At 64.4% G+C, this 24,386-nt stretch carries 20 protein-coding genes and 1 tRNA gene; 3 read left to right on the forward strand and 18 right to left on the reverse strand.

Annotation, left to right across the window (positions count from 1 at the left end; genetic code table 11):
* Positions 1-7: 7 nt before the first annotated feature.
* The 9 genes from ACZ5AC_RS03465 to ACZ5AC_RS03505 all read right to left on the reverse strand — a co-directional run bounded on the left by ACZ5AC_RS03465 (position 8) and on the right by ACZ5AC_RS03505 (position 9,552).
* The gene (locus ACZ5AC_RS03465; RefSeq protein ID WP_464249567.1) at positions 8-1,783 is read right to left on the reverse strand and encodes a sodium:solute symporter family protein; all 1,776 of its coding nucleotides are present in this window, start codon (positions 1,781-1,783) and stop codon (positions 8-10) included.
* A gap of 24 nt (positions 1,784-1,807) precedes the next feature.
* Entirely contained in the window at positions 1,808-2,059 is a 252-nt protein-coding gene (locus ACZ5AC_RS03470; RefSeq protein ID WP_464249568.1) for a DUF4212 domain-containing protein, read from the reverse strand.
* Positions 2,060-2,444: 385 nt separating this feature from the next.
* Positions 2,445-3,170, reverse strand: a complete 726-nt coding sequence (locus ACZ5AC_RS03475) for an HD-GYP domain-containing protein (protein ID WP_464249569.1) — start codon at positions 3,168-3,170, stop codon at positions 2,445-2,447.
* Positions 3,171-3,928: 758 nt separating this feature from the next.
* Positions 3,929-4,004, reverse strand: a tRNA-Ala gene (locus tag ACZ5AC_RS03480).
* 51 nt (positions 4,005-4,055) lie between these two features.
* Positions 4,056-5,780, reverse strand: a complete 1,725-nt coding sequence (locus ACZ5AC_RS03485) for a bifunctional UDP-sugar hydrolase/5'-nucleotidase (RefSeq protein WP_464249570.1) — start codon at positions 5,778-5,780, stop codon at positions 4,056-4,058.
* Between the two features lie 59 nt (positions 5,781-5,839).
* A complete protein-coding gene (locus tag ACZ5AC_RS03490) occupies positions 5,840-6,328 on the reverse strand; it encodes an N-acetyltransferase family protein (RefSeq protein WP_464249571.1) in 489 nt (162 codons plus the stop codon).
* Complete coding sequence (locus ACZ5AC_RS03495; protein ID WP_464249572.1) at positions 6,321-7,334, reverse strand: D-alanine--D-alanine ligase family protein; 1,014 nt, start codon at positions 7,332-7,334, stop codon at positions 6,321-6,323. Before ACZ5AC_RS03495 ends, ACZ5AC_RS03490 begins: the two co-directional genes overlap by 8 nt.
* A complete protein-coding gene (locus ACZ5AC_RS03500; protein WP_464249573.1) occupies positions 7,331-8,329 on the reverse strand; it encodes a D-alanine--D-alanine ligase family protein in 999 nt (332 codons plus the stop codon). The genes ACZ5AC_RS03495 and ACZ5AC_RS03500 overlap by 4 nt, the downstream gene beginning before the upstream one ends.
* Positions 8,329-9,552, reverse strand: coding sequence for a KamA family radical SAM protein (locus tag ACZ5AC_RS03505; protein ID WP_464249574.1), 1,224 nt, complete (start codon positions 9,550-9,552; stop codon positions 8,329-8,331). Before ACZ5AC_RS03505 ends, ACZ5AC_RS03500 begins: the two co-directional genes overlap by 1 nt.
* A 559-nt stretch (positions 9,553-10,111) precedes the next feature.
* Here ACZ5AC_RS03505 and ACZ5AC_RS03510 point away from each other — a divergent pair.
* The gene (locus ACZ5AC_RS03510; protein WP_464249575.1) at positions 10,112-10,798 is read left to right on the forward strand and encodes a glycosyl hydrolase 108 family protein; all 687 of its coding nucleotides are present in this window, start codon (positions 10,112-10,114) and stop codon (positions 10,796-10,798) included.
* A 343-nt stretch (positions 10,799-11,141) separates the two neighbouring features.
* Positions 11,142-13,934 carry a cation-translocating P-type ATPase gene (locus ACZ5AC_RS03515; RefSeq protein ID WP_464249576.1) on the forward strand — a complete coding sequence of 931 codons (2,793 nt, stop codon included), beginning with the start codon at positions 11,142-11,144 and terminating at the stop codon, positions 13,932-13,934.
* 25 nt (positions 13,935-13,959) lie between these two features.
* Here the strand turns inward: ACZ5AC_RS03515 and ACZ5AC_RS03520 are convergent, their stop codons facing one another.
* Positions 13,960-14,643, reverse strand: a complete 684-nt coding sequence (locus tag ACZ5AC_RS03520) for a hypothetical protein (protein ID WP_464249577.1) — start codon at positions 14,641-14,643, stop codon at positions 13,960-13,962.
* Positions 14,644-14,849: 206 nt separating this feature from the next.
* Between ACZ5AC_RS03520 and ACZ5AC_RS03525 the strand changes: the two genes are divergently transcribed.
* The gene (locus ACZ5AC_RS03525) at positions 14,850-15,488 is read left to right on the forward strand and encodes a redox-sensing transcriptional repressor Rex (protein WP_464249578.1); all 639 of its coding nucleotides are present in this window, start codon (positions 14,850-14,852) and stop codon (positions 15,486-15,488) included.
* 141 nt (positions 15,489-15,629) lie between these two features.
* On the opposite strand, the gene ACZ5AC_RS03530 is transcribed toward ACZ5AC_RS03525, so the two are convergent.
* The 8 genes from ACZ5AC_RS03530 to ACZ5AC_RS03565 all read right to left on the reverse strand — a co-directional run bounded on the left by ACZ5AC_RS03530 (position 15,630) and on the right by ACZ5AC_RS03565 (position 24,377).
* Positions 15,630-16,760, reverse strand: a complete 1,131-nt coding sequence (locus ACZ5AC_RS03530; protein WP_464249579.1) for a nuclease-related domain-containing protein — start codon at positions 16,758-16,760, stop codon at positions 15,630-15,632.
* A 205-nt stretch (positions 16,761-16,965) separates the two neighbouring features.
* On the reverse strand, positions 16,966-18,261 hold the full coding sequence (locus ACZ5AC_RS03535; RefSeq protein ID WP_464249580.1) for a methyl-accepting chemotaxis protein: 1,296 nt from the start codon (positions 18,259-18,261) through the stop codon (positions 16,966-16,968).
* Between the two features lie 134 nt (positions 18,262-18,395).
* Positions 18,396-18,695 (reverse strand): hypothetical protein, encoded by a 300-nt coding sequence (locus tag ACZ5AC_RS03540; RefSeq protein ID WP_464249581.1) that lies wholly within the window; start codon positions 18,693-18,695, stop codon positions 18,396-18,398.
* Positions 18,696-18,698: 3 nt separating this feature from the next.
* Positions 18,699-20,453: a YeiH family protein gene (locus ACZ5AC_RS03545; protein ID WP_464249582.1), complete on the reverse strand. Its 1,755-nt coding sequence runs from the start codon at positions 20,451-20,453 to the stop codon at positions 18,699-18,701.
* A gap of 319 nt (positions 20,454-20,772) precedes the next feature.
* Positions 20,773-21,837: a bifunctional DNA-binding transcriptional regulator/O6-methylguanine-DNA methyltransferase Ada gene (gene ada / locus ACZ5AC_RS03550; RefSeq protein ID WP_464249583.1), complete on the reverse strand. Its 1,065-nt coding sequence runs from the start codon at positions 21,835-21,837 to the stop codon at positions 20,773-20,775.
* A gap of 181 nt (positions 21,838-22,018) precedes the next feature.
* A complete protein-coding gene (locus ACZ5AC_RS03555) occupies positions 22,019-22,477 on the reverse strand; it encodes a chemotaxis protein CheX (RefSeq protein WP_028578680.1) in 459 nt (152 codons plus the stop codon).
* A 351-nt stretch (positions 22,478-22,828) separates the two neighbouring features.
* Positions 22,829-23,257 carry an MOSC domain-containing protein gene (locus ACZ5AC_RS03560; RefSeq protein ID WP_464249584.1) on the reverse strand — a complete coding sequence of 143 codons (429 nt, stop codon included), beginning with the start codon at positions 23,255-23,257 and terminating at the stop codon, positions 22,829-22,831.
* Between the two features lie 361 nt (positions 23,258-23,618).
* Positions 23,619-24,377, reverse strand: a complete 759-nt coding sequence (locus ACZ5AC_RS03565; RefSeq protein WP_464249585.1) for a slipin family protein — start codon at positions 24,375-24,377, stop codon at positions 23,619-23,621.
* Between the last annotated feature and the right edge of the window lie 9 nt (positions 24,378-24,386).

Raw genomic sequence — 24,386 nt, forward strand, 5'->3', positions numbered from 1 at the left:
TCAGAGGTTAGTGGTCCACCGCCGCGCCGGCCCCGCGGGGGATGCGCACGCTTTCGACCATTTCCTGCACGGCGGCCGGCGGGGCGGCCGTGCACAGGGATACCACGATGGTCACCGCGAAGTTGATGAGCATGCCCACGGTGCCGATGCCCTCGGGGCTGATGTTCATGAACCAGGGGGCCACGCCCATGAACTTGGTCTGCACGATGTAGAACATGGTGAAGCCGATGCCCGTGACCATGCCGCTGATGGCCCCTTCCCTGGTGGCCCGCTTCCAGAAGATGCCGAGCACGATGACGGGGAAGAAGGACGCCGAGGCCAGGCCGAAGGCGAAGGCCACCACCTGGGCCACGAAGCCGGGCGGGTTGATGCCGAAATAGCCGGCCACGAGCACGGCGATGCCCATCATGATGCGTCCGATGGCCAGACGCTTCTGCTCGGAGGCCTCGCGGTTGATGATGCGGTAGTAGAGGTCGTGGGAGATGGCCGAGGAGATGACCAGCAGGAGGCCCGCCGCCGTGGACAGGGCCGCGGCCAGGCCGCCGGCCGCCACAAGGGCGATGACCCAGTTCGGGAGCTGGGAGATCTCGGGCGTGGCCAGGACCATGATGTCGTTGTCGATGTACAGCTCGTTGGCGTTGTCCGTGGCGTCGTTCTTGAGCAGGCGCTGGCCGGCGGGTCCGGTTTCGCCGCTGAAGATCGGTTTGCCCTTGAAGGGTGCGTCGGCGCGGTAGGTGATGACGCCGTCGTTGTTCTTGTCCATCCAGGCCAAAAGGCCCGTCTTCTCCCAGTTCTTGAACCAGGACGGGGCCGTGGCGTAGGTGGTGTCGCTCAGCACGTTGGTCAGGGTGTAGCGCGCGAAGGCGCCCAGGGCCGGGGCCGTGGTGTACAGGATGGCGATGAAGATCAGGGCGTAGAAGGCCGAGATGCGCGCCGCCCGCACCGTGGGCACGGTGTAGAAGCGGATGATGACGTGGGGCAGCCCGGCCGTGCCGACCATGAGGCACATGGTGATGGCGAAGACGTCGATCATGGGCTTGGCTCCCGCCCCGAAGGCCGCGGTGTATTCGGCGAAGCCCAGGTCGGTTCCGATCTGGTTCAGGGTGTCGAGCAGGTATTTGCCTGAATGCGGTCCGTCGACCAGGGTGCTGCCGAAGCCGATCTGGGGCAGGTAGTGTCCCGTCAGCTTGGCGGAAATGGCGATGGCCGGGACCAGGAAGGCCGTGATGAGCACGCAGTACTGGGCGACCTGGGTCCAGGTGATGCCCTTCATGCCGCCGATGCCGGCGTAGAAGAAGACCAGAACCATGCCGATGATGACGCCCGTGTTGACGTCCACTTCGAGGAAGCGGCTGAAGACGATGCCCACGCCGCGCATCTGCCCGGCCACATAGGTCAGGGAGACGAAGATGGCGCAGACCAGGGCCACCACGCGCGCGGCCGAGGAGTAGTAGCGGTCGCCGACGAAGTCCGGCACCGTGAACTTGCCGAACTTGCGCAGGTAGGGGGCCAGGAGCAGGGCAAGGAGCACGTAGCCGCCGGTCCAGCCCATGAGGTACATGCATCCGGCGTAGCCCATGAAGGCGATCATGCCGGACATGGAGATGAAGGACGCCGCGCTCATCCAGTCCGCGGCCGTGGCCATGCCGTTGGCCAGGGGGGGGACGCCGCCGCCGGCCACGTAGAACCCCTTGGTGTCCTTGACCCGTGCGCTCCAGGCGATGCCGATGTAGAGCGCGAAGGTAGCCCCGACGATGAGATAGGTCCAGATTTGCAGTGACATATGCGTTCCCCGTGATTGCGTGGGTTATTCGTGCACGTCGAATTTCTTGTCCAGCCGGTCCATGAGCAGGAAGTAGGCGAGGATGAGGATGACGAATACATAGATGGACCCTTGCTGGGCGAACCAGAAGCCCAGGGGGAAGCCGCCGAGGCGGAATTCGTTCAGTTCGTTCACGAAGATGATGCCGAAGACGTACGAAACCAGGGCCCAAATCGACAGAAGCACGACCATGTAGGTCAGGTTCGCCTTCCAGTACCGTTGCATTGAATTTTCCATTTCTCCCTCCATGCTGTCCTTGTTCCGGGGTTGATGATGCCTCCTTTTGACACGCTTTTTGGGGCTTTGCATCCGGTTTCAGGTGAATGGCGGAGGATTGCGGTCATTGGTCAGGCGAAAGGCATGGCTTGCGGCGGGGTTGAGGGCGCTGCCGCTCATCGTGGGAATTGCGCCGCTCAACCGGCGGTCAGGTAAGATGCCGCACGGGCCAGCCGCGGAGGCGCCCTGGCAGGCGGAATACCGGATGAACGGGCCCGGGAGGAGCGCGGAGGTCGGAATTGACGGGCGAAAGAAGCATAACCGGGGGTAGGCGGTCATGGCGCTCCGGCGTGCCTGCTCCGGCCTGGTCGTCGGTTGGGCTGTCGCGGCCGCGGCCGTAGGGAGTTCAGTCGGACAAGGCCGTCGCGACGCTTTGGAACTCCGCGATGTTGGCGAGAAAGATGTCCACGATGGCCGGATCGAAGGCCAGGGCCCTTTCAGATCGAATGATCTCCAGAACTTCATCGAAGGGCATCGGCTTTTTGTAGGGGCGCTGTGAAAGCATGGCGTCAAAGCTGTCGACGATGCTCACGATCCGGGCTTCCATGGGGATTTCAACACCCTTGAGGCCGTCTGGATACCCATTGCCGTCCCATCTTTCATGATGGGAGCGTGCGATGGACTCCGCCAGTTGGATGAGCCTGAAGCGACTGTTGGCAAGGCTCTGGGCGCCGATGACGGTGTGGCTTTTCATGATGATCCACTCTTCGGCGTCAAGCTTGCCCGGCTTGAGCAAAATGCTGTCGGGGATGCCGATTTTCCCGAGGTCGTGCATGGCGCTGGCCAGGTAGAGGAGTTCGACATGATCCTCTGGCAGGCCGCATTTGCGTCCCAGCAGGGCCGAGTATTCCGATTTTTTGTTTTCTGGTACACTAGGTATAATTTTATTTAATTCGTCTATATCAAGATCATCTTTGTGGATCTGAATTATCAGATCTCTGATTTTTTTGTAATAATCTGTTGCTGGATTATAATCAGGTCTGGTTTTTACTTGGTTGACTTTGGTTGCTTTAGGGGTTCCACTTTTCATGATTACGTCAACAAAATCTGTAAGGGTAAATTCCTTAATCATGTAAATTCCATTGTTGTCGTGTTATGCTGGAATTAGCTTCTGCAAGACTTGGAACATCTAGCTTCGTCTGTCGTCTTTTTCTTTTGCTACACCTTTGAATGGTTCCTCCTTTTTGACATCAATAAATCTGCCAGTGTCAGTGTCTCGTTTAACCCATGTGTTGTTTGAAGGATTGTGGCACTGGGATCTGTCATTCACTGATCCTTTGCGGTATCCTTCACCAGTATTCTTTGCCATCTAGCTACCTCCGGAAATTGATTTTGAGGAACATAAGATGGATATTTTTCCTGTCAATAGATGAAAATAATTTTTATTGTGGATCATTTTTATCTGATTTAGATCCATATATCAGGAGTTCTTGATGTAGTAATGTTTTGTTGCGGCATATATGGAACCAATATGTGTATGATCGTTTCAAATTTCCAGACTCCTGGAAAAAACCAGTCCCGAAAACCTTCAAAACCGTCAGAGAATCATCACCTTCCAAATTACAAGCGTCCTTGGGTCACATCTGTCATCACTCCCCATCTCGTTTTCAGAAATTTCTGATTCGAATGCAAAAGAGGGCAGCAGAAAACAACCCCTTGAAAATTTTCAAGAGGTTCTGTTCATTTTGCTTCTTCTGGTGGGGAGGAATAGCTCGCAGACTGGCCCCTTCTGGGGGAGCCAACTTTTTTGTTTGGCGGCGGAAAACAAGAAAGCCGCCCTAATGGACGGCTTTCAAGCGGCATTCAAGAATCATTTGAAGCGTTTATAAGTGGTGGAGCTGATCAGGATCGAACTGACGACCTCTTGAATGCCATTCAAGCGCTCTCCCAGCTGAGCTACAGCCCCACAACGCGAAAACGGTTACTGCACAATGCTCCGCAAAAAGGCAAGCATTTTTTATTTTTGAATTTCTTCAAGCATTTTCAGCAGGTTAGGATCAGATGGGTCATTTGAGGCCAGGGGGATCGACCGGCCGGGCCGGAAGATGCCGGATGATTTGTCCAATTCGACATGACCAATGCCCATGCCTTTGGCGACAGCTGGAATGTATCTGGGGGTATCCTGGTAAACGGATCTGGCGTCTCCGAGAATGACGGCCACGTCCGTGGCCGCGCCGAGCAGCGACGGGATTTCCTCCCGTCCCGTCTGGGTCAGGAGCAAGACGGCATCGGCTATTGACGCGAATTGCGGCATGAGCTTGTTCATGGCCTGACCGGGAGCGATGAGATGCGCTCCGCTTATCTTCACTGTCGAGTCCTGGCCGAGTAGGCTGACGACGGCGATCGTGTACTGTCCGCGTTCGATGAGAACGTATGGCCTGATCCAGGGCTGGACGTCCTGCTGGAATTCGAGGTTGGAGCAGACAAAAGGAAAGGAAGCGATGCCGGCGAGTTCCCTCAGGGCTATTTCGCCCATGTCCAGATCGTAGGGGCCGAGGCCCATGGCGTCGTAGCGCATGCGGTTCATGGCCCGCACCAAGATTTTGTTGATGCGCTCGGCCCGGGGAGAACCCGAGACAAAGGCGTCACCGGCGTCCAGGAGCACGAGGGCCGGGGCTTCGGTTCGCATCCGTTCTATGGCGGGCAGGCGCCGCGCGATGCCTCCGACGGTCCCGTTGATGCCTGGCTGCGGATAGACAACGCCCTGGGTGTCGCCGGTGAAGAGGATGGTGATTTTCGCCTCGGTCTCGGACAGGCCCGCCGCAGGCTGAGGCGGTTGTTCAGGGACGGGTGGGGCGGACGTCTGTGCCTCTGTGTCTCCTGCCGGCGCGAGCGTTTCCGGCTGGGCGGGAAGGGGCTGGGCCTCGACGTCGTGTGGTGTCGCGGGTGCGAGCTCTTCGGCAGTCTGCTGTGAAGCCGGGGGTGCGGTCTGGGTGTCCGTTCCCGCAGCCTGGGCCGCCGGGGGCGGTTCAAGGGGCGCTGGAGGGCTTTGCGTCGGCTCTGCCGGAGCCATGTGGGTCTGGGTATGGACGGGAGACGGAGTCCCGGCCGTCGGACCCGCGTCGGTCTGGGCCGAAGGCGCGGGCGGTGATTCCGCCTGCGAAGCCGGCGTCACCGGGGCCGCCTGGGAGGACGCAGGTCCTGCTTGCTGCGGGTGGTCCGTCGTTTCGGAAGGCACGACGCCCTCAGCCTGAGGGGGTTGGGTCCAAGGCCCTTGCGTCGCGTTCTCCGCCTGTGTCGCGGCAAGCCCCGACGGTGGGGCGTCCATCCCCGCGTCGGCGTCGGCGTCCGACGTCCCTTCCTCCGCCGGCAGCGGCGGTCCGGGCGTATGCAGGGACGCGGTGAAGCGCTGCTCGAAGCTGCGCGTGACCCGGCTGCTGTTCCCGTGAATCCGCGAGGCAATGGCGAGGCTTGCCAAGAGGCGGGATCTTTCGGCCAGTTCGGGGTTCCGCCCCAGATCCCTGACCCGCTGCAGCCAGTCCGATTGCGGAAAGTTGGCGGTGAAACCGTGGCGCAGGTAGAGGCGGTCGTTCCGGAACCCCTGGAACTGCCTGTAGAGGTCGTTCAGCTGCGCGAACTGGGGCAGGATGGGGGGGGCCGTCGTCACCGGCACCGGTGCAGGCCGTTTGTTGCAGGCCAGGATGGACAGGAGGCACACGGCGAGGAGGAAAATTTTTTTCATGCTGAGCTCGGATCGGGTGAACATTGCCAAGGGGCGGGCTCTGAGTACCCGTCCATATCCTATCCGAGGGGCTTGGTAAAATAAAGGATATCTTCGCCCGGGGAGTAATAGTCGCGGATGCGGGCCTCTTCGATGAAGCCGCAGGAGCGGTAGAACGCCTGGGTCGGGGCATACTGCCCGCGCGACGACGTCTCGGCGATGAGCTTGCCTCCGCCCGAGGCGCGTAGCCGCCTTTCGACCTCGTGCATCAGGGCCTTGCCGAGACCGCGCCCTCTGTCGCCCGCATGGACCGCTATCCAGTAGAGGTCGAAGGAGCGCGCGGTGCAGGGCACGGGCCCGTAGCAGGCGTAGCCAAGCACATGGCCGTCGGGCGACTGGGCGAAGACGAAGAGATAGCCACTGGCAGGGCCTTTCTGCAGGTGCTCGCAGACCAGTTCCTCGGCCACGTCGATCTCCTCGGCCGAAAAGAAGCCGGAGGATCGGACGATGTCGCGGACGGAACTCCTGTCGGCCTGGACCACCGTGTCGCGGAATATCCATTCAGACATGACGGGTGCCTCCATGCGCCCGGCGCAGGGCGTCGTCGACGATGGAGCGCACGAGGTCGCCGTGCGTGAGCCCCGCCTTTCGGGCCGCGGCCACGAACCCGGAGTCCGGGGCGATGCAGGGGTTGGGGTTGACGTCGATGACGAAGACCTCGCCGCGCTCCGAAACGCGGAAGTCCACGCGCGCGTATCCCTCCAGTCCGAAGATTTCCCAGCACCTGAGTCCGGCACGGATCATTTCCGCCGTCGGGGCGCCTGTGCCGTCCAGATCGAAGCTGCGGACCGATGCGGCGTAGGCCTCGCTCTCCCCGTGCCATTTGGCGGCGTACCCGAGGATGGCCGGCCCCTTCATGGCCGGGTCGAACAGCATTTCGGCCAGGGGCAGGGGGCGCGGCGTCCCGCCCGGTGCGGCCAGCAGGGCCAGGTTGAACTCCCGGCCCTTGACGTATCGTTCGGCCACGCAGTCCCCGGCCATGCGCGGGGCCAGGGTTTCCATGACCCGCAGCAGGGAGGGGGCGTCCGCGGCCTCGACGACGCAATCGTCATCGAGGCCCAGGGAGGCGTCTTCGAGGCGCGATTTGACGATGTAGCATCCCGGGCCGGGGAAAAGTCCGCGGCGCAGCTCCTGCAGGCTCGTCCCGGCGGGGGCGGGAATGCCTGCGGCCGCCATCATGCGCCGCGACAGGGCCTTGTCGGCGGCCGCGGCCAGGGCGCCTTCGTCGGACCCTGTGCAGGGGATGGCCGCCTTGCGGCACAGGGCGGGCGCGATGCCGGCCAGGCTGGCCTGGCCTGCGAAGGATTCCACCAGGTTGAAGGCCACGTGGGGGGCTGTCCGGGCAAGTTCGTCCTCGAAGGCCCGGACATCCTGGCCGAGGAGCACCTGGTGGGCCGACCAGCCGCACTGTTCGAGGCTCTCGCTGACCGCCCTCGCCATCTCCACCGTGTCCAGGGCGTCGGCGGACGCGTTGTCGCCCACCTCCTCGCGCATCACCGCGACACGCATGGTCATGCGGCTGCGCCCATGCCCCGGGACTTGGCTCGCTGGGCCGCCGACTCGACGATCTGGGCGATGAGCATGTCGTATTCCAGGCCGATCTTGTGGCAGAGGATGGGCAGGTCCGAGCTTTCGGGGTTCAGGCCGGCCAGGGGATTGACCTCGATGAAGCGCGCCCGCCCCTGGGCGTCCAGGCGCACGTCCACCCTGCCCGCGTCCAGGCAGCCCAGGGCCTGCCAGGCGGCCAGGGCCACGTCGGCGGCCTGCAGGGCCTTGTCGTCGCCGACCACGTCGTAGCGGACGCGGTCGCGCCACTCCTGCTTGTTGGCGTAGGTGTAGGCGCTGCGGTCGCCGTCTTCGGTGGACAGGACCTCCATGACGCCCAGCACCCGCGCGGCCCGTCCGCTGCCCAGAAGGCCCACCGTGAACTCCCGGCCCGGCAGATAGGTTTCGACCAGGGCGGGCTGGCGGTAGGTCGAGAGCACGTGGGCGCAGATCTCGCGCAGCTCCTTGCGGGAGCGCACCAGGGACCTGGCGCTGATGCCCTTGCTCGACCCTTCGGCCACGGGCTTGACGAAGAGGGGGAAGGGCAGGTCGATCTCCTCCACGGTCCCCGGATCGTTCACGATCCAGAAATCCGCCGTGGGCACGCCGTGGGCGTGGACCACGGCGTTGGTCCAGCCCTTGTGCAGGGTCAGGGCCAGGAGTTCGGGGCCCGAGAAGGTGTAGGGGATGCCCCACGCGTCCAGCAAGGCCGGGACCTGGGCCTCGCGCCCCAGGCCGTTCATGCCCTCGGCGATGTTGAAGACGAGGTCCCAGCGGCGGCCTTCGGCCAGGGCCCGGACCAGGCTCCCGATGCTGCCGATGCGTTCCACCGCGTGTCCCTGGGAAACCAGGGCGATGGCGATGGCCTCCACGGTGACGGGGCTGTCCAGCTCCGCCACCTCGTCGGCCGTGAAGCCCGCGGCCAGATATTCGTCCTTGAGGTCGTAGGTCATGCCGATGCGCATCAACCCTCCCGTCCCGCTGTGTCGGGATACCGGAAAACCCGGCCTTCGTAGTTGCGGAGCATGACGTCCCGTCCATCCCGGTCAAAGGCGTACTGCGGCTGGAGCGGCACCTTGCCGCCGCCGCCGGGGGCGTCGATGACGTAGGTCGGGATGCAGTAGCCCGAGGTGTGCCCGCGCAGGCCCTGGATGATGGACAGGCCTTTCTCGACGGGCGTGCGGAAGTGGGTCGAGCCCGGGATGGGGTCGCACTGGTAGAGGTAGTAGGGGCGCACGCGGTTGCGGATGAGACCGTGCATCAGGCGTTTCATGGTCTCCACGTCGTCGTTCACGCCGGCCAGGAGCACGGTCTGGCTGCCCAGGGGGATGCCGCCGTCGGCAAGGCGGTTGCAGGCCGCCGCGGTTTCTGGGGTGATCTCGTCGGGGTGCGCGAAGTGCAGGCTCATGAGCAGCGGGTGGTAGCGGCGCAGCATGCGCACCAGGGCGGGCGTGACGCGCTGGGGCAGCACGGCCGGGACCTTGGTGCCGATGCGCACGATCTCAACGTGGGGGATGCGGCGCAGCTGGGACAGCAGCCACTCGATCTTCATGTCCGGCAGGGTCAGGGGGTCGCCGCCCGAGAGCAGCACGTCGCGGACCTCGGGGTGGGCGCGGATGTAGTCCAGGGCGCGCTGCCAGGAACTCATGTCCGAACGGTGCCCGCTTTTGCCCACCAGGCGGGAGCGAGTGCAGTAGCGGCAGTACGTCGAGCAGAACTCAGTGACCAGGAAGAGGGCGCGGTCCGGGTAGCGGTGCACGATGCCCGGCACGGGGCTGTGGCCGTCCTCGCCCAGGGGGTCGGGCATCTCGAAGGGGCGGATGTCCTTCTCGCGCACGTCGGGCAGGATGCAGCGCATCAGGGCCGGGCTCTTCGAGGCCGTCAGCAGATAGTACGGCGTCACGGCCGCGGGGAACGCCCCGGCGCGGTCGAAGCCCAGAGGCGCGGGCACGCCGAGGATGGCTGCCATGCGCTGCGGCGAGGTGATGCGGTTCTTGAGCTGCCACCGCCAGCTGTCCCAGTCCTTCTGTGTGGCGCCGGGAAAATGGGTGGCGAGAAAATTTCTGTGTCTGGCCCAGAAGGCGAGCTCCTGGCCCTGGAAGGCATGCGGGGTGGATAGAGAGGGAGGTTCGGCCAGTTCCTGGCCGGTTTCGGGAGGCTCTTCAGCGGCGTATTTGGTCACGCTCATGTCATTCCTCTTCGGTCTGCTGGAATTTTTCGACAGGCGGGATTGCCCTTCGAAAGTTCGACATGCCAGAGCATTGTGTGTGCCAATAATTCAATATGCTGAAATTAAAATGTTTTTAATTTCCGTGAGTGAAAGGGGATATAATTGCGGAACTCTCTGTTCCTTTTTTCTCCAGCGAGTTCGGTCTGTGGAAGGCCTGCCGGGAGGGATTTTGGCTGGCCTTGGTGGGCCGTGTCCTACAATCATGAATTTTAGTTCATAAATTTAGATTGTTGTCGGAAAAAAAGAACTTTTTTTTCTGACCTTGGCATTTCGGAATTTTTTTTTCCTCAATGAGCGATACGCCGCGTTTTCGATGCGAAATCAAGTGCATGGAAAGTGGGTGCTCCTTCGTATCCGCTGCACAAGGCGAATACATTTTTTACGCATTCGGCTGCAGTCATATTGCTTCAGGTTTAGTGGGCCTGCGTATTGTTCTCCTCTCCCGGCTTGGGCACAAAATGCTCAATTCACGTGCCACCGGCATCAGGCTCAATCATTTCCAGACAGGCAGGCGTCCATGCGAAACAGTGCCGCAGGTTCAGCAGGGGAGTCATTCGACGCAGCCTTCGACTTCGTCGAGCTGGCGGGCCCGCCATGCGTGGACAACCTCGAAAGCCCTCTCGGCGGGAGATCGTTCATGGGCATCAGCCGGGCCGCCAATCCCGACTGGCCAGGCTGGATCGTTCTCGATCACGGCCTGGGCGTTTGCCCTTCCGGGATCGATCAGCCCGTCGACGATGACGTGACGGGCGGGTACGCAGACCTGCGCCGGCTGGTGCGCTCATTCTTTCTGCACAATTACTGGAAAGGCGTGTTCGCCGACACGATGCCGTGGCCCCTGTCCGTCGTGGTTTTCGACAGCGCCGTGGTGCATGGCCGGAACAGGGCCGTGCGCATGCTCCAGGAGGCCCTGAACAATCTGTACGGCTTCCGCAAACTCGAAGTAGACGGCATTTTCAGGCGCGACTCGCGCATGGCGCTCGCGGTCATCCTCTCGCGGCACGAATGGTACCAGAGGACCCTCGTGACCGAGGTGTTGCGCATCAGGCAGGGATACTGCGACCTGGTCGCCTGCGGCGACAGGCAGGCCATGTCCGTGTGCAGGCAAAGGGCGCTCGGTTTGCAGCGTCTGGCCGAGAGGTGTTTCGAGGACGCCGTGTTCGTCATGCCTTCCGAAGCCTCGGGCCTAGGGCTGGCCTGCTGATCGCCATTCTCCCGATTTTCAAGGAAACCCGCACGGATTGGTTCCCGCTTGACGAGGCGGCCCGGTTCTTCGGCGTCTTGAAACTCAACATGCAGCGTCTGCGCCATTCGGGTGAGTCCGCGATACGGTTTTGCCCGCCTCCCGTCAGTCCGTTCCGCAGTCTCCGGTTATCCCGCTTCTGCGATGTTCCCTCCCACGGCGCGGGAGATTCGCGCCGCGCCCGACTTCCGCTTTCCGCTCCGCCGCATTGCGCTGCGTCCCATCCGGCGCTACCGTGAAACCTCGGTGGATCAAGTTCCGTGTTTACCCCTCTTTTCCGGATGATCCTGCGAGGCCTGGATTTATGACAGATCCCTCTGAAGATCGACGCACGCTCTGGCACACCCTGGGTGCCGCGGAAGTTCTGGCGCTGCTTGACGCAGGAAGCGACGGGCTGTCCGCAGTGGAAGCGTCCGCGCGTCTGAGCGCGCACGGGCCCAACGAAATCGCCCAGGCGTCCGGCCCGAGCCCCGTGCGGCTCCTGCTGGGGCAGTTCAAAAGCCTCATCGTCTGGGTGCTCGTGTTCGCCGCGATCGTGTCCGGGGTCATGGGCGAAGTCGTTGACGCCCTGGCCATCCTGACCATCGTCGCGCTCAACGCCGTCATCGGCTTCTGGCAGGAACTGAGCGCCGCCAAATCCATTGCTGCCCTGCGGCGGCTGGCCGCGCCTCAAGCCAAGGTCCTTCGAGACGGCCACGTGGTTGCCGTCGGGGCGGCGAATGTCGTGCCCGGCGACGTTCTCGTGCTCGAAGCCGGCGACCTGGTGGCGGCCGACGCCCGGTTGCTGACGGCAACGTCCCTGTCCTGCGTGGAGTCGGCCCTGACCGGCGAGTCCGTGGCCGTGAGAAAGGACGCTGGATTCTGCGGCGCGTGCGATACGCCCCTCGGGGACCGGGCGAACATGGTCTTTCTGGGCACGAGCGTGGCCACGGGCACGGCCAGGGCCGTGGTCGCGGCCACGGGCATGGACACGGAACTGGGCCGCATCGCCGGCCTCATCGAGACGGGGGAGGAGGCCACCCCCCTGCAGAGGAAGCTCGACGCCTTCGGCCGCGTCCTGATCTGGGCCACGCTGGGCATTGTCGCGGTTCTTTTCGTTCTGGGCCGCATGCGCGGCATCCCCCACATGGAACTTTTCCTGGGCGCCGTGAGCCTGGCGGTGGCGGCCGTGCCCGAGGGGCTGCCGGCCGTGGTCACGGTCGCCCTGGCGCTGGGCGTGTCGCGCATGGCCCGTCGCAGGGCGCTGGTGCGCAGCCTGCCCGCCGTGGAAACCCTGGGTGCGACCACGGTCATCTGCACGGACAAGACCGGGACGCTGACATCCGGCGAAATGACCGTGCGGGCCCTGCATGTTTGCGGGTGGGATTTCGATGTCGCGGGGGACGGCTACAGCCCGGAGGGCGAGGTCTGCTTCGACGGGCGGGAGCCCGATGCCCGCCAGCGGGAAGCCCTCGGGGCGCTGGCTTCGGTGCTCTCGGGATGCAACAATGCCCATCTGGTCGGCGAGGACGGAGCATGGCGCGTCGTGGGCGATCCCACAGAGGGCGCCATGCTGGCCGCCGCGGCCAAGACGGGCGCGGACCCCGGGCGCATCGATGCCGACATGCCCCGCGTGCTGGAAATCCCCTTCGATTCCGACCGCAAGCTCAGCACCATGGTCCGCCGTCTCCCGGACGGCGCGATGCGGGCCTTCGTCAACGGCGCCCCCGACGTGCTGCTCGCGCACTGCGCACACATCCTCACCCCTGCGGGCGTTCGCCCGCTGACCGCGGAAGACCGGAGCGCCCTCCTCGAACGCAACGGCTGCATGGCCCGCCGCGCCCTGCGCGTCCTGGGTTCTGCCTGGCGCGACGTGGCCGCGGAAGACCTGCCCGCCGCAGGGGCTGGCGGCGACTCCGGCGCCGCTCCGGGACCTTCCGCCTCTTCCGCACCCGGCGCGTCCGACCCCGGCGCGCACTGTCCCGACCCGTCCGTCCTGGAGCAGGGCCTGACCTTCATCGGTTTCGCCGGTATGCTCGACCCACCGCGCCAGGAGGCCAGGGACGCCGTGGCCACATGCCGTTCGGCGGGCATCCGCGTGGTCATGATCACCGGCGACCACCCGCATACGGCTGCTGCCATCGCCCGTGACCTGGGCATCTCGGATACAGGGGAGGCGGTATCGGGTATGGAGCTGGACGCCATGAGCGACGGGGAGCTGTCCCGCCGCGTGGCCGGCATCGACGTCTTCGCCCGCGTCACGGCCGAGCACAAGCTGCGCGTCATCCGCGCATGGCGTTCGGTCGGGGCCGTGGTGGCCATGACCGGCGACGGCGTCAATGACGCCCCGGCCGTCAAGGGCGCGGACATCGGCATCGCCATGGGCCGCAGCGGGACGGAGGTCACCCGGCAGGCCTCGGACATGATCATCACCGACGACAATTTCGCGACCATCGTGGCCGCCGTGGAAGAGGGCAGGGGCATCTTCGACAACATCCGCAAGACCCTGCAGTACCTCCTGGCCGGCAACACGGGCGAACTTCTGCTCATGGCGGTCTGCATCGTCATCGGTCTGCCCGTGCCGCTGCTGCCCATCCATCTGCTGTGGATCAACCTCGTCACCGACGGCCTGCCCGCCCTGTGCCTGGCCACGGACCCCATCGACCCCGCGGTCATGGCCCGCCGGCCGCGTCCGCGCAGCGAGTCCATCACGGACGGCGGCTTCTTCGGGGGCATGCTCCTGACGGGGTTCCTGACGGCTTCGGTGGCCTTTGCGGCCTATCTCCTGGCCCTGACGGCCGACGGCGTCGAGACGGCCCGCTCCTGGGCCTTCACGGTGCTGGTCTTCGCGGAACTGCTGCGTTCCTTCGGCGCGCGCAGCGCAACCAGGCCCATCTGGGGCATGGCCTCGCGGGCCAACGTGAGCCTGCTGCTGGTGGTGGGCCTCACTCTGGCACTGCAGATCCTGAGCCAGCACAACGCGGTCATGGGCAGTTTCCTCAAGACCGTGCCCATCGCCTGGCCGGACGGGATGCTGCTCTTCGTCCTCGGGGCCGTACCGCTGCTTGTCCTTGAAATGACGAAGGCCGTGCGTCGCACCCGGGGGCCGATGCGATGACGGTCCGGTTAGCGCAGGGACGGGCCTAGTTCAGGTCTATCTCGACGCCTTTGCCGGAGACGTTGAAATTCCGGTTGGCGACGAATCCGTGGCCCACTATTTTTGCGGCGTATTCACCTTTGGGCAGCAGGGCTTCCTTGGGAACGTTCTGATCGATGTTGCTCATGAGAACGAGGCGGCCTGAGGGCAATGCCCGCACGGTGACACAGACCGGCCGCCGTGAGGAGAAAATGACTTTGGGCATGGGGCCCGCATTCGCCGCTTCCAGGGGGAAGCATTGCGGCGGGCCGCTTTCGGGCATCGCGCCGGAGGGCGCGGCCGTCTGCGTCTGACGCGGGGCTTCTGCCTTCCCTTTGAGAGCGCGGATTTCATCGGGATCGGGTCCCACGACCTCGATCTGGCTGACCTGCCACCAGCGCGAACGCTTCTTGGACTTGAACCCGCATTCGAAGGTTTCGCCCTGGCCCGTAAAACTGTTCATGCGCACGGTGACCCTGTGGGTCCCGCCTTCATCGTTCAGGACGTGGATGACGGCCTGGAACGGAGTCCTGGCGGGGCCCCCGCTGACTCTCCCGCTGACGCGCACCTCCGTCCCCTTCTGCCAGGCGTGGACATTGGAGAAGGCATGACCCTTGACCTGCAGGATGCCTTCGGCCGAAGCCGTGGAGGAGAGGAGCAGGGCCAGGAGGATGATGCCGAACTTCGTCATGGGAAACTCCTGCGGGATGGCCGGTTTTCGTTCGTTCCCCATATGTCTATGGTCGGCCGGGCTTCGATTCCATCCGTGGCGGGCCGATTTTTCGTGGCAATGTCTTAGAATATTACGTATGTTTAAGCCGTTGGATGTAATTATCGGTTTGTAAGATTGCTCGGCGACCGGCCATTTCCCGTTCAGAATCACGTACGAGGTATCCCATGACCCGTTCCAAGCCGCGCCCCAGGGTGGACAGGAAGAATCTGATTATCCGCCGCGTTTCCACATATCTGCGCACCCTCGACCATCTCCAGGCCAAGGGGGTCGGGATCATGTCGTCCAGGGATTTCGAGAAGATCGAAGGGGTGACCCAGAGCCTCGTCCGGCGCGATCTCGCCGAATTCGGCACCTTCGGGGTCAGGGGAGTGGGCTACCATGTGTCCGAGCTTCGCGACCAGCTTGCCCATGTTCTCGGGCTGGACCGCCGCCGCAACGTCGTCCTGATCGGCGCGGGGGGGTTCGGCAGCGTGCTGATCCATTCGGAATCGTTCAAGAAGCGCAATCTCGAAGTCGTGCAGATCTTCGATCAGGACCCGGCGCACATCGGCGGGTCCATCGAGGGCATCCCGGTTCACGACATGGCCGCCCTCGAACAGGAACTCGATGCCGACAGGATAGACCTGGCCATCGTCGCCGTCGCGCCGCCCGAGGTTCAGGGCGTCATCGACAGGCTCGGCAGGCTCGGCGTGCGGGGCGCCCTCTATTTCGCCTCGCGCGCCGTAAGGGCGCCGGAGAACATGGTGGTCCTGAACATGGACATTACCGTGGAACTCGGGCTGCTGACGTACCTGCTGGGTTGACCGGGAGGCCCTTCGCCGCCGATCGGAAATTGAAACGCCCCGTTCCGGGTCATTGCGGAACGGGGCGTCGTCGTTTTCGGTGCGGCGGCGGGCCGGGGAAGCGATGCCTGAGGCCTGCCATGCACCGCGCTCTTCCCGACCCTAGAGTTCGAGGGCTCCCCTGGCGGCGATGAAGCTGACCCGGCGCGTCCGGACTGCGCCGTCCTGCAGAATCCTGGCCGTGTAGTGGCCTTTCCTCAGTTCGACTTCCCGCGACTCCCCACGCTTGAGTTCGAGGCTCAGCAACGTTTTTCCGTTCTGCTCATCGATCAGGGTCAGGGATGTGTCCCTGGCTGCCGTGATCCTGAGGATGCCGGAGGCGTCGGACTGCGGCGCCGCGTCGGTGCGAATCGTCTGCTTCCGCGTGACGACGGCCTTGGACGGGGTCTCGCCGGTGAACCAGGTCACGGGGTTGAAGGGCATGTCCGGGAATTGCGTCGTGTTGTGCAGGACATGGGCCCCGCCCGCCAGGACCGACGCCATGGCGGTGAATTTCAGCAGGTTCATGAGGCGCAGGTGGCTCGGGTCCGTCCGCCCTTTCGGTCCGGCCTGCCCCGTCCGGGGCCTCGGCGCGGCGGGGCGGCTGGACAAGGTTTCCGCGATTCGGGCCGCGACGGCCGCAATGTCGCTCTCGGCGAGGATCGGCGTGTTCCTGGACGTGACGTAGTCCGCAAGCCCTTTGCCCCGCGTCACGTTGTCGGGCATGGGGTGGACGAATCTGGCCTCGTCCGTGAAGGCGATGACGGAGAACAGCTTGTCCTCCCCGATTCCCGTCAGGTTGCCCAGAGCCAGCTTGCGGTTGAAGTTGGGGCGCAGGGGGTTGGGGAATTTGGTGGTGTCGCCCCGGAACGTGCAGGTCCAGTCCGGGTCGAAGGCCTTGCCGGCGATCTCGCCGCGCTCGTCCATGCTTTCGATGACGAACACGCCGAAAGGGGAGACGAGCACATGGTCGATGTGCACGGCGCCCTCCCGGGTCTGGAAGGCGACATCATGGAACTGGCGGTATGTGGCGGCGTCGAGGAGGGTGCCGGCGAGCTTGCGCATTTTCCGCGCCGCGCGTTTTTCCGTGCCGCGACGGGAGGTCAGGAACGCCATGGCGGCGACCACCACGGCGATGAGCGCGATCCACGGGGCGACCGTCGCGGCGAAGGGCCCGGCCTCCTCCAGGCGGGCGGTCCAAGGCGAGGCGGCCCAGGCGGCGGAAATGGTCGGAAGGGTCGGGAAAGCGGTCATCGGGGTGTTTCCTTTGGGGGGCCTTGCCGAAAAAGGACGCGCGGATTTGTTCGGATCGGAAAAAATACCAGCGCGTCCTGGAATGATCAAGGCACCCGCCGGCAGGTCTTTCCTCTGACGATGCGCCCGGTTCGGCAGGGAGTTGCCCTTGACAGCGATAATTGCACCTTTTCGTCAAATTTCGGCATGTTATCTTTCAAAAACGTCAACTGTTGAGTTGTCGGCACTGGTCGGTGCGGGCGAGTTCGACAAGCCTGCCGAGATCGACGTCCGCTCCCAGGACGCCGGCAAGGTTTCCGGCGGCGTCGAAGACCGGCGCCGAGACCGTGAGGCAGTAGGCGTTCGTGGCGGCCGAACGGTAGAAATCCGAAACGTAGGTCTCCCGTTTCCCTGTCGGATGGCGGAACCACGGGCGTCCGGACCAGTCCTTGCCCAGCCCCTTGTCGCCGTAGGCGGTCGCGACGAGGCCGATGTTGTCGACGATCTGCCGTCCCCCGGCGTCCGTTACGTAGAGGAGCTCGAAGAGTCCCTGGTCCAGGGCGCGGCGCAGGGCCGCCTCCACGCGAGGCCGCGCCATGCCGCGCACGTCGTCGCCCCGGACCAGTTCTTCCACGGATCGCCGGGCCCGTTCGTGGGCGGCGAAACGCAGGCGGCCCACGGCCGCGAGCTGGCTTTCGGAGGTCTCTTTGACCTGCCTGGCGTGATCGGCCAGGGACTCGGCTTCGGCCGCCTGGGAGGCGCTGCCCTCGTGCAGGGAGGCGAGGCTCTCCTGCACCGCCCCGACCGCCTCGACGATGCCCCGGCTCTGCCCGTTCAGGTCCGCGGCCAGCACGCCGCCCTCCTCGACGCAGGGCCTGGCCACCCGCGCATCCTCCAGGCAGTCGGCCATGGACTCGTTCATCCGGCCCACGAGCGCCTCCACGCGACGCACGGCCTCGACCATGGCCGCCACGTTCTTCTCGATGTCGTCCTTCTGATTGTCGACGCGGGCCGTGGCGTCCATGGTCTGGTGGGACAGGTTGCGGATTTCGTTGGCGATGACCCCGAAGCCTTTGCCCGCCGCCCCGGCGTGGGCCGCCTCGATGGTCGCGTTCAGGGCCAGCATGTTGGTCGATGCGGCGATGTCCCGGATGGCGTGGGCGATGGACCCGATCCCCTTGGTCCGGGTCTCCACGGTCCCGACAAAGCCGAGCAGCTCCGCCATGGCGGCGGACAGCTCGCCCACGCGCCGTTCGACCTCCCCGAGCCGGGCTTCCAGGCGGACCATGTGCGCGGCCGCCTCCTCCGCAACCTCGGCCTGACGCCTGGCATGGCCTTCGACTGTGCCCGCGCGTTCGGCCACGGCGCCGGCATGGCCGCCGATGGCCGCGACCTGCCTGAGACCGTTCTCGGTGGTGGTGCGCAGCCTCGTCCCCATGGCGTCCAGGGGTGCGGCCAGCCGTTGCAGAGCGATGGCCCCGGCCACGGCGTCGAGCAGGGCCGCGTCGGTGCAGGCGTTCACCGCCTCCGTGTCGTGCGTGGGGGACGGGACTTTCGCCTTGTCTTGATTTTCCAAAATTGTAAGAATAACATGGTGTTGCCTCCTGGATAAGCCAGGAAAGCAAACACGGTGCCGGAGGGCGCAGCCGCTGCCGGTCATTCCGTTGGGGGCATCCTGCCGGGCGGGTACTGGAGGCAGTCGCGGATGTATTCGGACCCCTCGGACGATTCCTTGAAGTCCGTGTAGAAGATGGCCGTGGCCCGCAGGTCGCGCTCCTCGATGACCTCGGCCATATGCCTGGCGCCGGGCAGATGGGACGCCAGGGTGCCGATGCCGAAGATGAAGAAGAGGACCGCGGCCACTCCGGCCGCGAGCCTGAGCCAGGGGCGCAGGCCCTCCCGCGGGGCCTGCGCCCCGCGGGAGGTGTTCGACGTGTGCGTTTGCCTGGGGTCCATGGACTACAGGCTCGCTGTGATCTCGGGGAACACGATGTAGAACATGATGTAGCCCACGAGCAGGGTCAGGGACAGCTGGAAGCTCTGTCCGAAGATGTAGAGGGTGGCCGGCTTGCCGCCCTTGAAGTGCGGCTTGAACTCCTGGAAGTTGGTCTCCAGGCCGATGGACGTGAAGGCCAGGGCGAAGAACCACTCGCGCAGGAGCCTGCTAAAGCTGCGGATCACGCCCTGGTCGAGGATGGCCGTGCTGTAGTCGTCGCCCAGCGTGTTGAACATGAGGGAGAAGACGATGGAGGCGGCGATGAAGCCGAGCACGAACTTCGGGAAGCGGTACCAGATTTCCCAGCCGCTGACCTTCTTGCCCGGCACGCAGTCCACCTTGGTGCACCAGTAGATGGCCACGCAGAAGGCCGTGACGCCGATGAGCACGTTCTGGATCATCTTGATGGTCGCGGCCACGTACAGGGCCTTCTGTCCGTAGAAGGCGCCGGCCGCGGCCACGGCGCCCGTGGAGTCGATGGTCGAGCCCATCCAGGCCCCGGCCAGAATCTCCGGCATGCCGACGAGCTTGGCGAAGGCGGGTTGGCCGACCATGCACACGGCCGTGAAGATCATGGACAGGCCGATGGCCAGGGTCAGTTCCTCCTTCTTGGCGCGGCAGGCCGCGGCCGTGGCGATGGCCGCCGAGACGCCGCACACGGACATGTCGGCCGAGATGGTGATGTTCAGGGTCTTGGAGGGCATCTTCAGAATGCGCTGGCCGAACCAGTAGGTCAGGATCAGCGTGACGGGCGTGCAGATCCAGGCCACGAAGATGCCCGGCTTGCCGATGGCCAGCATCTTGCTGAACAGGATCTCCGCGCCCAGCAGCACCAGGCCGGTCTTGATGTAGTACTCGGTCTGCACGGCCGGGACCACCCACTTCGGCGTGCCGATGGTATTCGAGATGAGCATGCCGAAGACGATGGCCCACAGCGGGAAGCCGAAGCCCCAGTGCTTCATGAGTGCCTGGGTCTCGGCCATATAGGCCAGCACGGCCAGGGCGAAGACGAAGAAGAAGCCCGGCAGGAAGGCGCCGAAGGATTCGCCCATGATGGCCTTGCCTGCACCGAAGAAGAGGGCCAGCGCCACGGCCAGCCCGATGAGGTAGGGGAAACGGTTGAACGGCTTGGCTCCGGCCTTGGCCTTGGCCTTGGACGCCTTGTCCGTGGCGGCGGTCCATGCCTTGACGTCGTCCTCCGCCGCCTTGTTCAGGGCCTCGTCCTTGAACGCCGCCGCGGCAGCGGCCGCCTCCGACGCCTCGGCCTTGGCCAGCGCGGCCTCTTCGGCGGCCTTGGCCTTGTCAAAGGCATCCTTGGCCGCCGCGTTCTTGGCGTCGGCCGCCTCCTGGCTGAAGTACAGGGCGTCCAGGGGGTTGGACGACCAGTCGCTGGGGGCCGCCAGGAAGGACTTCAGCGACTTGGCGTAGTCCTCGCTGCCGGCCGAGATCTTTTTCTTGGCTGCGGAGGCCTTGTGCCAGGCGATGGTCTTGAATGGGGCCTTGGCCGCCTCCTCCGACATGATGCCTTTGTACTTGGCGAAATCCGCGTCCATGTTGGCCGGAGGACGCGGGACAAAGATGAAAAGCCCGACGATGAGGATCAGGAAGCCCATCCAGATGGCCATCCAGTCCTCCTTGGTGTACAAATCCCTGAGTGATGTCTTGCCGCTCTCGATCACGACATACGAAGTCTCGCCTCTTGCCGAATCATCCGCCATATTTCCTCCCTGTTCCCTCATCCGTTACTGATGAACAAACCGCTAGAAACCGGCCGTGACAGCCAAGAAACCAAAGTAATGCATCAACTGTTCGTACTTTCTCAGGAAAAGACCCTATACCTCCTTGAATCGAGAGTCGGATGCAGTGAATTGCGGCGTGGATAGCATGCGGGTGAAAATATCACAAGAGGGGTAATGGATACTGTGCGTTTGCCGCAAGCCGTAAACGGCGCGATGAGGCCCGTCGTTCCCGCCAGCGTTGTTTTTTGACAGATTGTTGTTGAGTTGAAGCGAAAGGCGGACGCATGCCGCCGTGCGTTCATTCGTTTTGTTGTGCTTCGCGTTCCAGGAGGGCCCGCTTCCTGTCGAGGCCCCAGCGGTAGCCGCCGAGGCCGCCGTCGCCGCGCAGTACGCGGTGGCAGGGCACGACCACGGCGATGGCGTTGGCCGCGCAGGCGTTGGCCACGGCGCGCACTGCCGCGGGCTTGCCGATCCGGCGGGCGATTTCCGTGTAGGTCGTTCGCGTTCCCGGCGGGATGGCGCGCAGGGCGGCCCAGACCTGGCGCTGGAAGGCCGTGCCCCGGATGTCCAGGGGCAGGTCCGCGGCGCGCTGCGGCTCCTCCAGACACGCCAGAGCCTGGGCTATGCGCCCTTCGAGGACCGGGTCCGCGGCCTGGAGCAGGGCTTTGGGAAAGGCGTCGTGCAGGCGGGCGACGAGGGTTTCCGGGTCGTCCCCGAGATCGATGCGGCAGACGCCGAGGTCCGTGACCGCTATGAGGGCCAGGCCCAGGTACGTCCGGGCGATGGCGTAGGAGACGGCCGCGCCTTCGCCGCCCCTGCGGAATTCCGCCGGCGTCATGCCGAGGGCGCTCGCCGCGTTCTCGTAGAAACGGCTGCCGGACTCGAAGCCCGCGGCGTAGACGGCGGAAGTGATGCTGCCGTCCTGGCGCAGGGCGCCGCGCACGCGCTGCAGCCGTTTCTCCAGGGCGTATTGCTTGGGGCTGACACCGAGGCGCCGCTTGAAGAGCCGCTGGAAGTGCGCCGGGCTCATGCCCACGGCTGCGGCCAGTTCCCGCAGGGACAGGTGGCGCTCTGCGGTTTCGATCAGGCCGCAGGCCCGCACGACGGCCTCGGCCGCACGGTCGGGGGCGGCTTCGGCATCGGGGGCGCAGCGCCGGCAGGGGCTAAAGCCCGCGTCCTCGGCCTGAGCGCTCGTGTCGAAGAAGCGGACGTTCTCGCGCCTGGGCCGGCGCGACGCGCAGTGCGGCCGGCAGTAAATTCCGGTGGTCAGGACCGCGTAGACGAAGGCGCCGTCGGCCAGCGGGTCGCGCTCGGCCACGGCCCGCCAGCGGTCGGTTTCGGATGCGTATGCGTCGTTCTTCACGGCGTGCCTCTTTCAGATGCCTGAGTTCATGGATGTCGTCCGGCGGGAGCCAGGGGTTCTGTGCAGCGCGCATGGCTGCCGCCGGATGTGTCGCGTCTGCAACGTCATCTAACGGCTTCCATGTGCGAAGGATATCCGATTCGTGCTCGGCAATCCGAAAAAGGGTCGGCAGGCCCGTTTTCTAGTCGAAGCAGAACTCCAGGGTGAAGGAGCCGGCCTGGCAGGAGAAGGGGATGGCGATGGCCCTGGACGAGGCGCGGTAGGAGATGGTGTGGTTGTCGCCCATGACCACGGACGGGGTGGAGCCCTGCAGCTTGAGGCCCATGTCGACCAGGCCCAGGCGGGCGTGGCCGGAGATCATGTTCGTGATCTCGCCCATGGCGTCCTGGACGTCCTGCACGATGTCCTCGATGGCGTCGCCGAGCATCTGGCGGACGATGTGCACGGCGGTGCTGCGGTCAAAGGAGATGGCGAACATGCCCCTGCAGTCGCCGGTGATGCCGATGAGGGCGGAGACGCTGCCCGAAGCCGACCTGTCCTGCTTGACGTAGGGCTTTCCCGCCATGACTTCGAGGGCCGCGGTGTTCAGGAGCACGTGCTTGGTCGCGTTGATGAAAGGCTTGGCCAATTCGGGACTCATGGAACCCTCCCGGTTCGTGCAGTGCGGGACGCGGGAACATGCGCCGGGGCCGGGGGCCGGGAAACCCGGACGCCTGCGGGGCCGCACGGACATGATCTGCAACCAAGGGCATTACAGCCCATTTTTTCGCGCTGTCAACAAATCCTGATGTATGACGGATCGTCGGCGGGCTGCATGTCCGGGGTGGAGCGGCGCATGCGCGTCATACGCCGCGTTCATTCCGGTCGGGGAGGGACCGGGGGATGGCGGCGCGCGCATCCCCGGTGATGAGAGGAGGTCTTGTCGGAAGCGCCCTTCACGAGCGGAGAACTGTTACGCGTCGACGCCGGAAGGGCTTGAGCCCGGCAACGCTCAGCCGATCCTGATCGCGTCGCCTACCCGGACCGTGCCCCCTTTGAGGACGCGCCCGAAAACGCCTTCGCGGGGCATGATGCAGTCTCCGGCCTGGTAGTAGATGGCGCATTTCTTGTGGCATTCCTTGCCGATCTGCGTGATCTCGATCAGCACCTCGTCGCCGAGATTGACCTGCGTACCCAAAGGCAGGGTCTTCCAGTCCACGCCTTCGCTGGCCACATTCTCGGCGAAATCCCCGAAATCCACACTCAGGCCCCGCTCGACGCAGCCCGCGATCTGCTCTGCGGCCAGGAAACTCACCTGCCGATGCCAGGGCCCGGCGTGGGCGTCACCCTCCACCCCGTGGTCCTCGACCAGGCGCAGTTCGTCCACTTTGGTCTTGCGCGTACCCTTCTTCAGGCTCGTAGCCAGGGAAACTATCTTCATGCGTCCTCCGGATGCCGCTCTGGCGGCGGTGCGATCTCGTGTGCAGGGCTTGCCCATCAAGGCGAGGGCCTCCGTGCGTCCCGCGCCTGCGCAGCCGACATGTCGAGAGGGGCTGCGGAGGCGTCATGCCTGTGCGTTGATGGGGGAAACTAGCGCACAATTATATCGGATCGTCAAGCTCCGAATTGACGCGGAATGGTTCAGGCGGGCTTGAAATCGAATTGTGAAGCTCAAAGCATGGCAGAAGGGGGGATTGATAATCTTTGTCATCTTGCCGCGTTGCAAGCCGTGACCGAATGCGGGGGAAAGGGCGGACATTTCCGCCCCTCCAGCGTGGCGTTGCCTGCTTGTCGAAGGCGGATCAGGACTTTCCGCCGAGCAGGTTTTTCAGGGTGTCGATGGGCACCGGGAAGACGATGGTCGAGTTCTTTTCGCCCGCGATCTCGCCCAGGGTCTGCAGGTAGCGCAGTTGGATCGCGTTCGGGCTTTCGGACAGCTTGTCCGCCGCCTCCACCAGCTTCTGCGCGGCCTGCTGCTCGCCTTCGGCGTGGATGACCTTGGCCCGCCGCTGCCGTTCCGCCTCGGCCTGCTTGGCGATGGCGCGGATCATGGATTCGTCCAGATCGACGTGCTTGATCTCCACGTTGCTCACCTTGACGCCCCAACCGTCGGTCTGGCGGTCGAGAATCTTCTGGATAGCCTCATTGAGCTTGTCGCGCTCGGCCAGAATCTCGTCGAGTTCATGCTTGCCGAGCACGGAGCGCAAGGTGGTCTGGGCCAGCTGGCTGGTGGCTTCCATATAGTGCTCGACGGCGATGATGGCCTTTTCCGGATCGATGACCCGGTAATAGACCACGGCGTTGACCCGTACGGAGACGTTGTCGTGGGAGATGACGTCCTGGGTCGGGACGTCCATGACGACGGTGCGCAGATCGACCCGCACCATCTGCTGCACGAAGGGGATGAGGATGATCATGCCCGGCCCCTTGACCTTGTCGAACCGGCCGAGGGTGAAGACCACGCCGCGTTCGTATTCGCGCAGGATCTTGATCGTATAGTACAGCAGAACTACCAGCAGGATGACGCCGAAGGACACGAATTGCAGAAAATAGAGATTCATGAGGTTCTC

The organism is Desulfomicrobium aestuarii (genome assembly GCF_055385525.1).

What these genes read in the sequence shown, in the direction of transcription:
- ACZ5AC_RS03465 (WP_464249567.1), bottom strand. Translation starts at nt 1,783, where the DNA reads ATGTCACTGCAAATCTGGACCTATCTCATCGTCGGGGCTACCTTCGCG.
- ACZ5AC_RS03505 (WP_464249574.1), bottom strand. Translation starts at nt 9,552, where the DNA reads ATGAGCGTGACCAAATACGCCGCTGAAGAGCCTCCCGAAACCGGCCAG.
- ACZ5AC_RS03560 (WP_464249584.1), bottom strand. Translation starts at nt 23,257, where the DNA reads ATGAAGATAGTTTCCCTGGCTACGAGCCTGAAGAAGGGTACGCGCAAG.
- ACZ5AC_RS03545 (WP_464249582.1), bottom strand. Translation starts at nt 20,453, where the DNA reads ATGGCGGATGATTCGGCAAGAGGCGAGACTTCGTATGTCGTGATCGAG.
- ACZ5AC_RS03565 (WP_464249585.1), bottom strand. Translation starts at nt 24,377, where the DNA reads ATGAATCTCTATTTTCTGCAATTCGTGTCCTTCGGCGTCATCCTGCTG.
- ACZ5AC_RS03500 (WP_464249573.1), bottom strand. Translation starts at nt 8,329, where the DNA reads ATGCGCATCGGCATGACCTACGACCTCAAGGACGAATATCTGGCCGCG.
- ACZ5AC_RS03475 (WP_464249569.1), bottom strand. Translation starts at nt 3,170, where the DNA reads ATGATTAAGGAATTTACCCTTACAGATTTTGTTGACGTAATCATGAAA.
- ACZ5AC_RS03520 (WP_464249577.1), bottom strand. Translation starts at nt 14,643, where the DNA reads ATGACGAAGTTCGGCATCATCCTCCTGGCCCTGCTCCTCTCCTCCACG.
- ACZ5AC_RS03515 (WP_464249576.1), top strand. Translation starts at nt 11,142, where the DNA reads ATGACAGATCCCTCTGAAGATCGACGCACGCTCTGGCACACCCTGGGT.
- ACZ5AC_RS03555 (WP_028578680.1), bottom strand. Translation starts at nt 22,477, where the DNA reads ATGAGTCCCGAATTGGCCAAGCCTTTCATCAACGCGACCAAGCACGTG.
- ACZ5AC_RS03510 (WP_464249575.1), top strand. Translation starts at nt 10,112, where the DNA reads ATGCGAAACAGTGCCGCAGGTTCAGCAGGGGAGTCATTCGACGCAGCC.
- ACZ5AC_RS03470 (WP_464249568.1), bottom strand. Translation starts at nt 2,059, where the DNA reads ATGGAAAATTCAATGCAACGGTACTGGAAGGCGAACCTGACCTACATG.
- ACZ5AC_RS03490 (WP_464249571.1), bottom strand. Translation starts at nt 6,328, where the DNA reads ATGTCTGAATGGATATTCCGCGACACGGTGGTCCAGGCCGACAGGAGT.
- ACZ5AC_RS03540 (WP_464249581.1), bottom strand. Translation starts at nt 18,695, where the DNA reads ATGGACCCCAGGCAAACGCACACGTCGAACACCTCCCGCGGGGCGCAG.
- ACZ5AC_RS03485 (WP_464249570.1), bottom strand. Translation starts at nt 5,780, where the DNA reads ATGAAAAAAATTTTCCTCCTCGCCGTGTGCCTCCTGTCCATCCTGGCC.
- ACZ5AC_RS03530 (WP_464249579.1), bottom strand. Translation starts at nt 16,760, where the DNA reads ATGACCGCTTTCCCGACCCTTCCGACCATTTCCGCCGCCTGGGCCGCC.
- ACZ5AC_RS03525 (WP_464249578.1), top strand. Translation starts at nt 14,850, where the DNA reads ATGACCCGTTCCAAGCCGCGCCCCAGGGTGGACAGGAAGAATCTGATT.
- ACZ5AC_RS03495 (WP_464249572.1), bottom strand. Translation starts at nt 7,334, where the DNA reads ATGACCATGCGTGTCGCGGTGATGCGCGAGGAGGTGGGCGACAACGCG.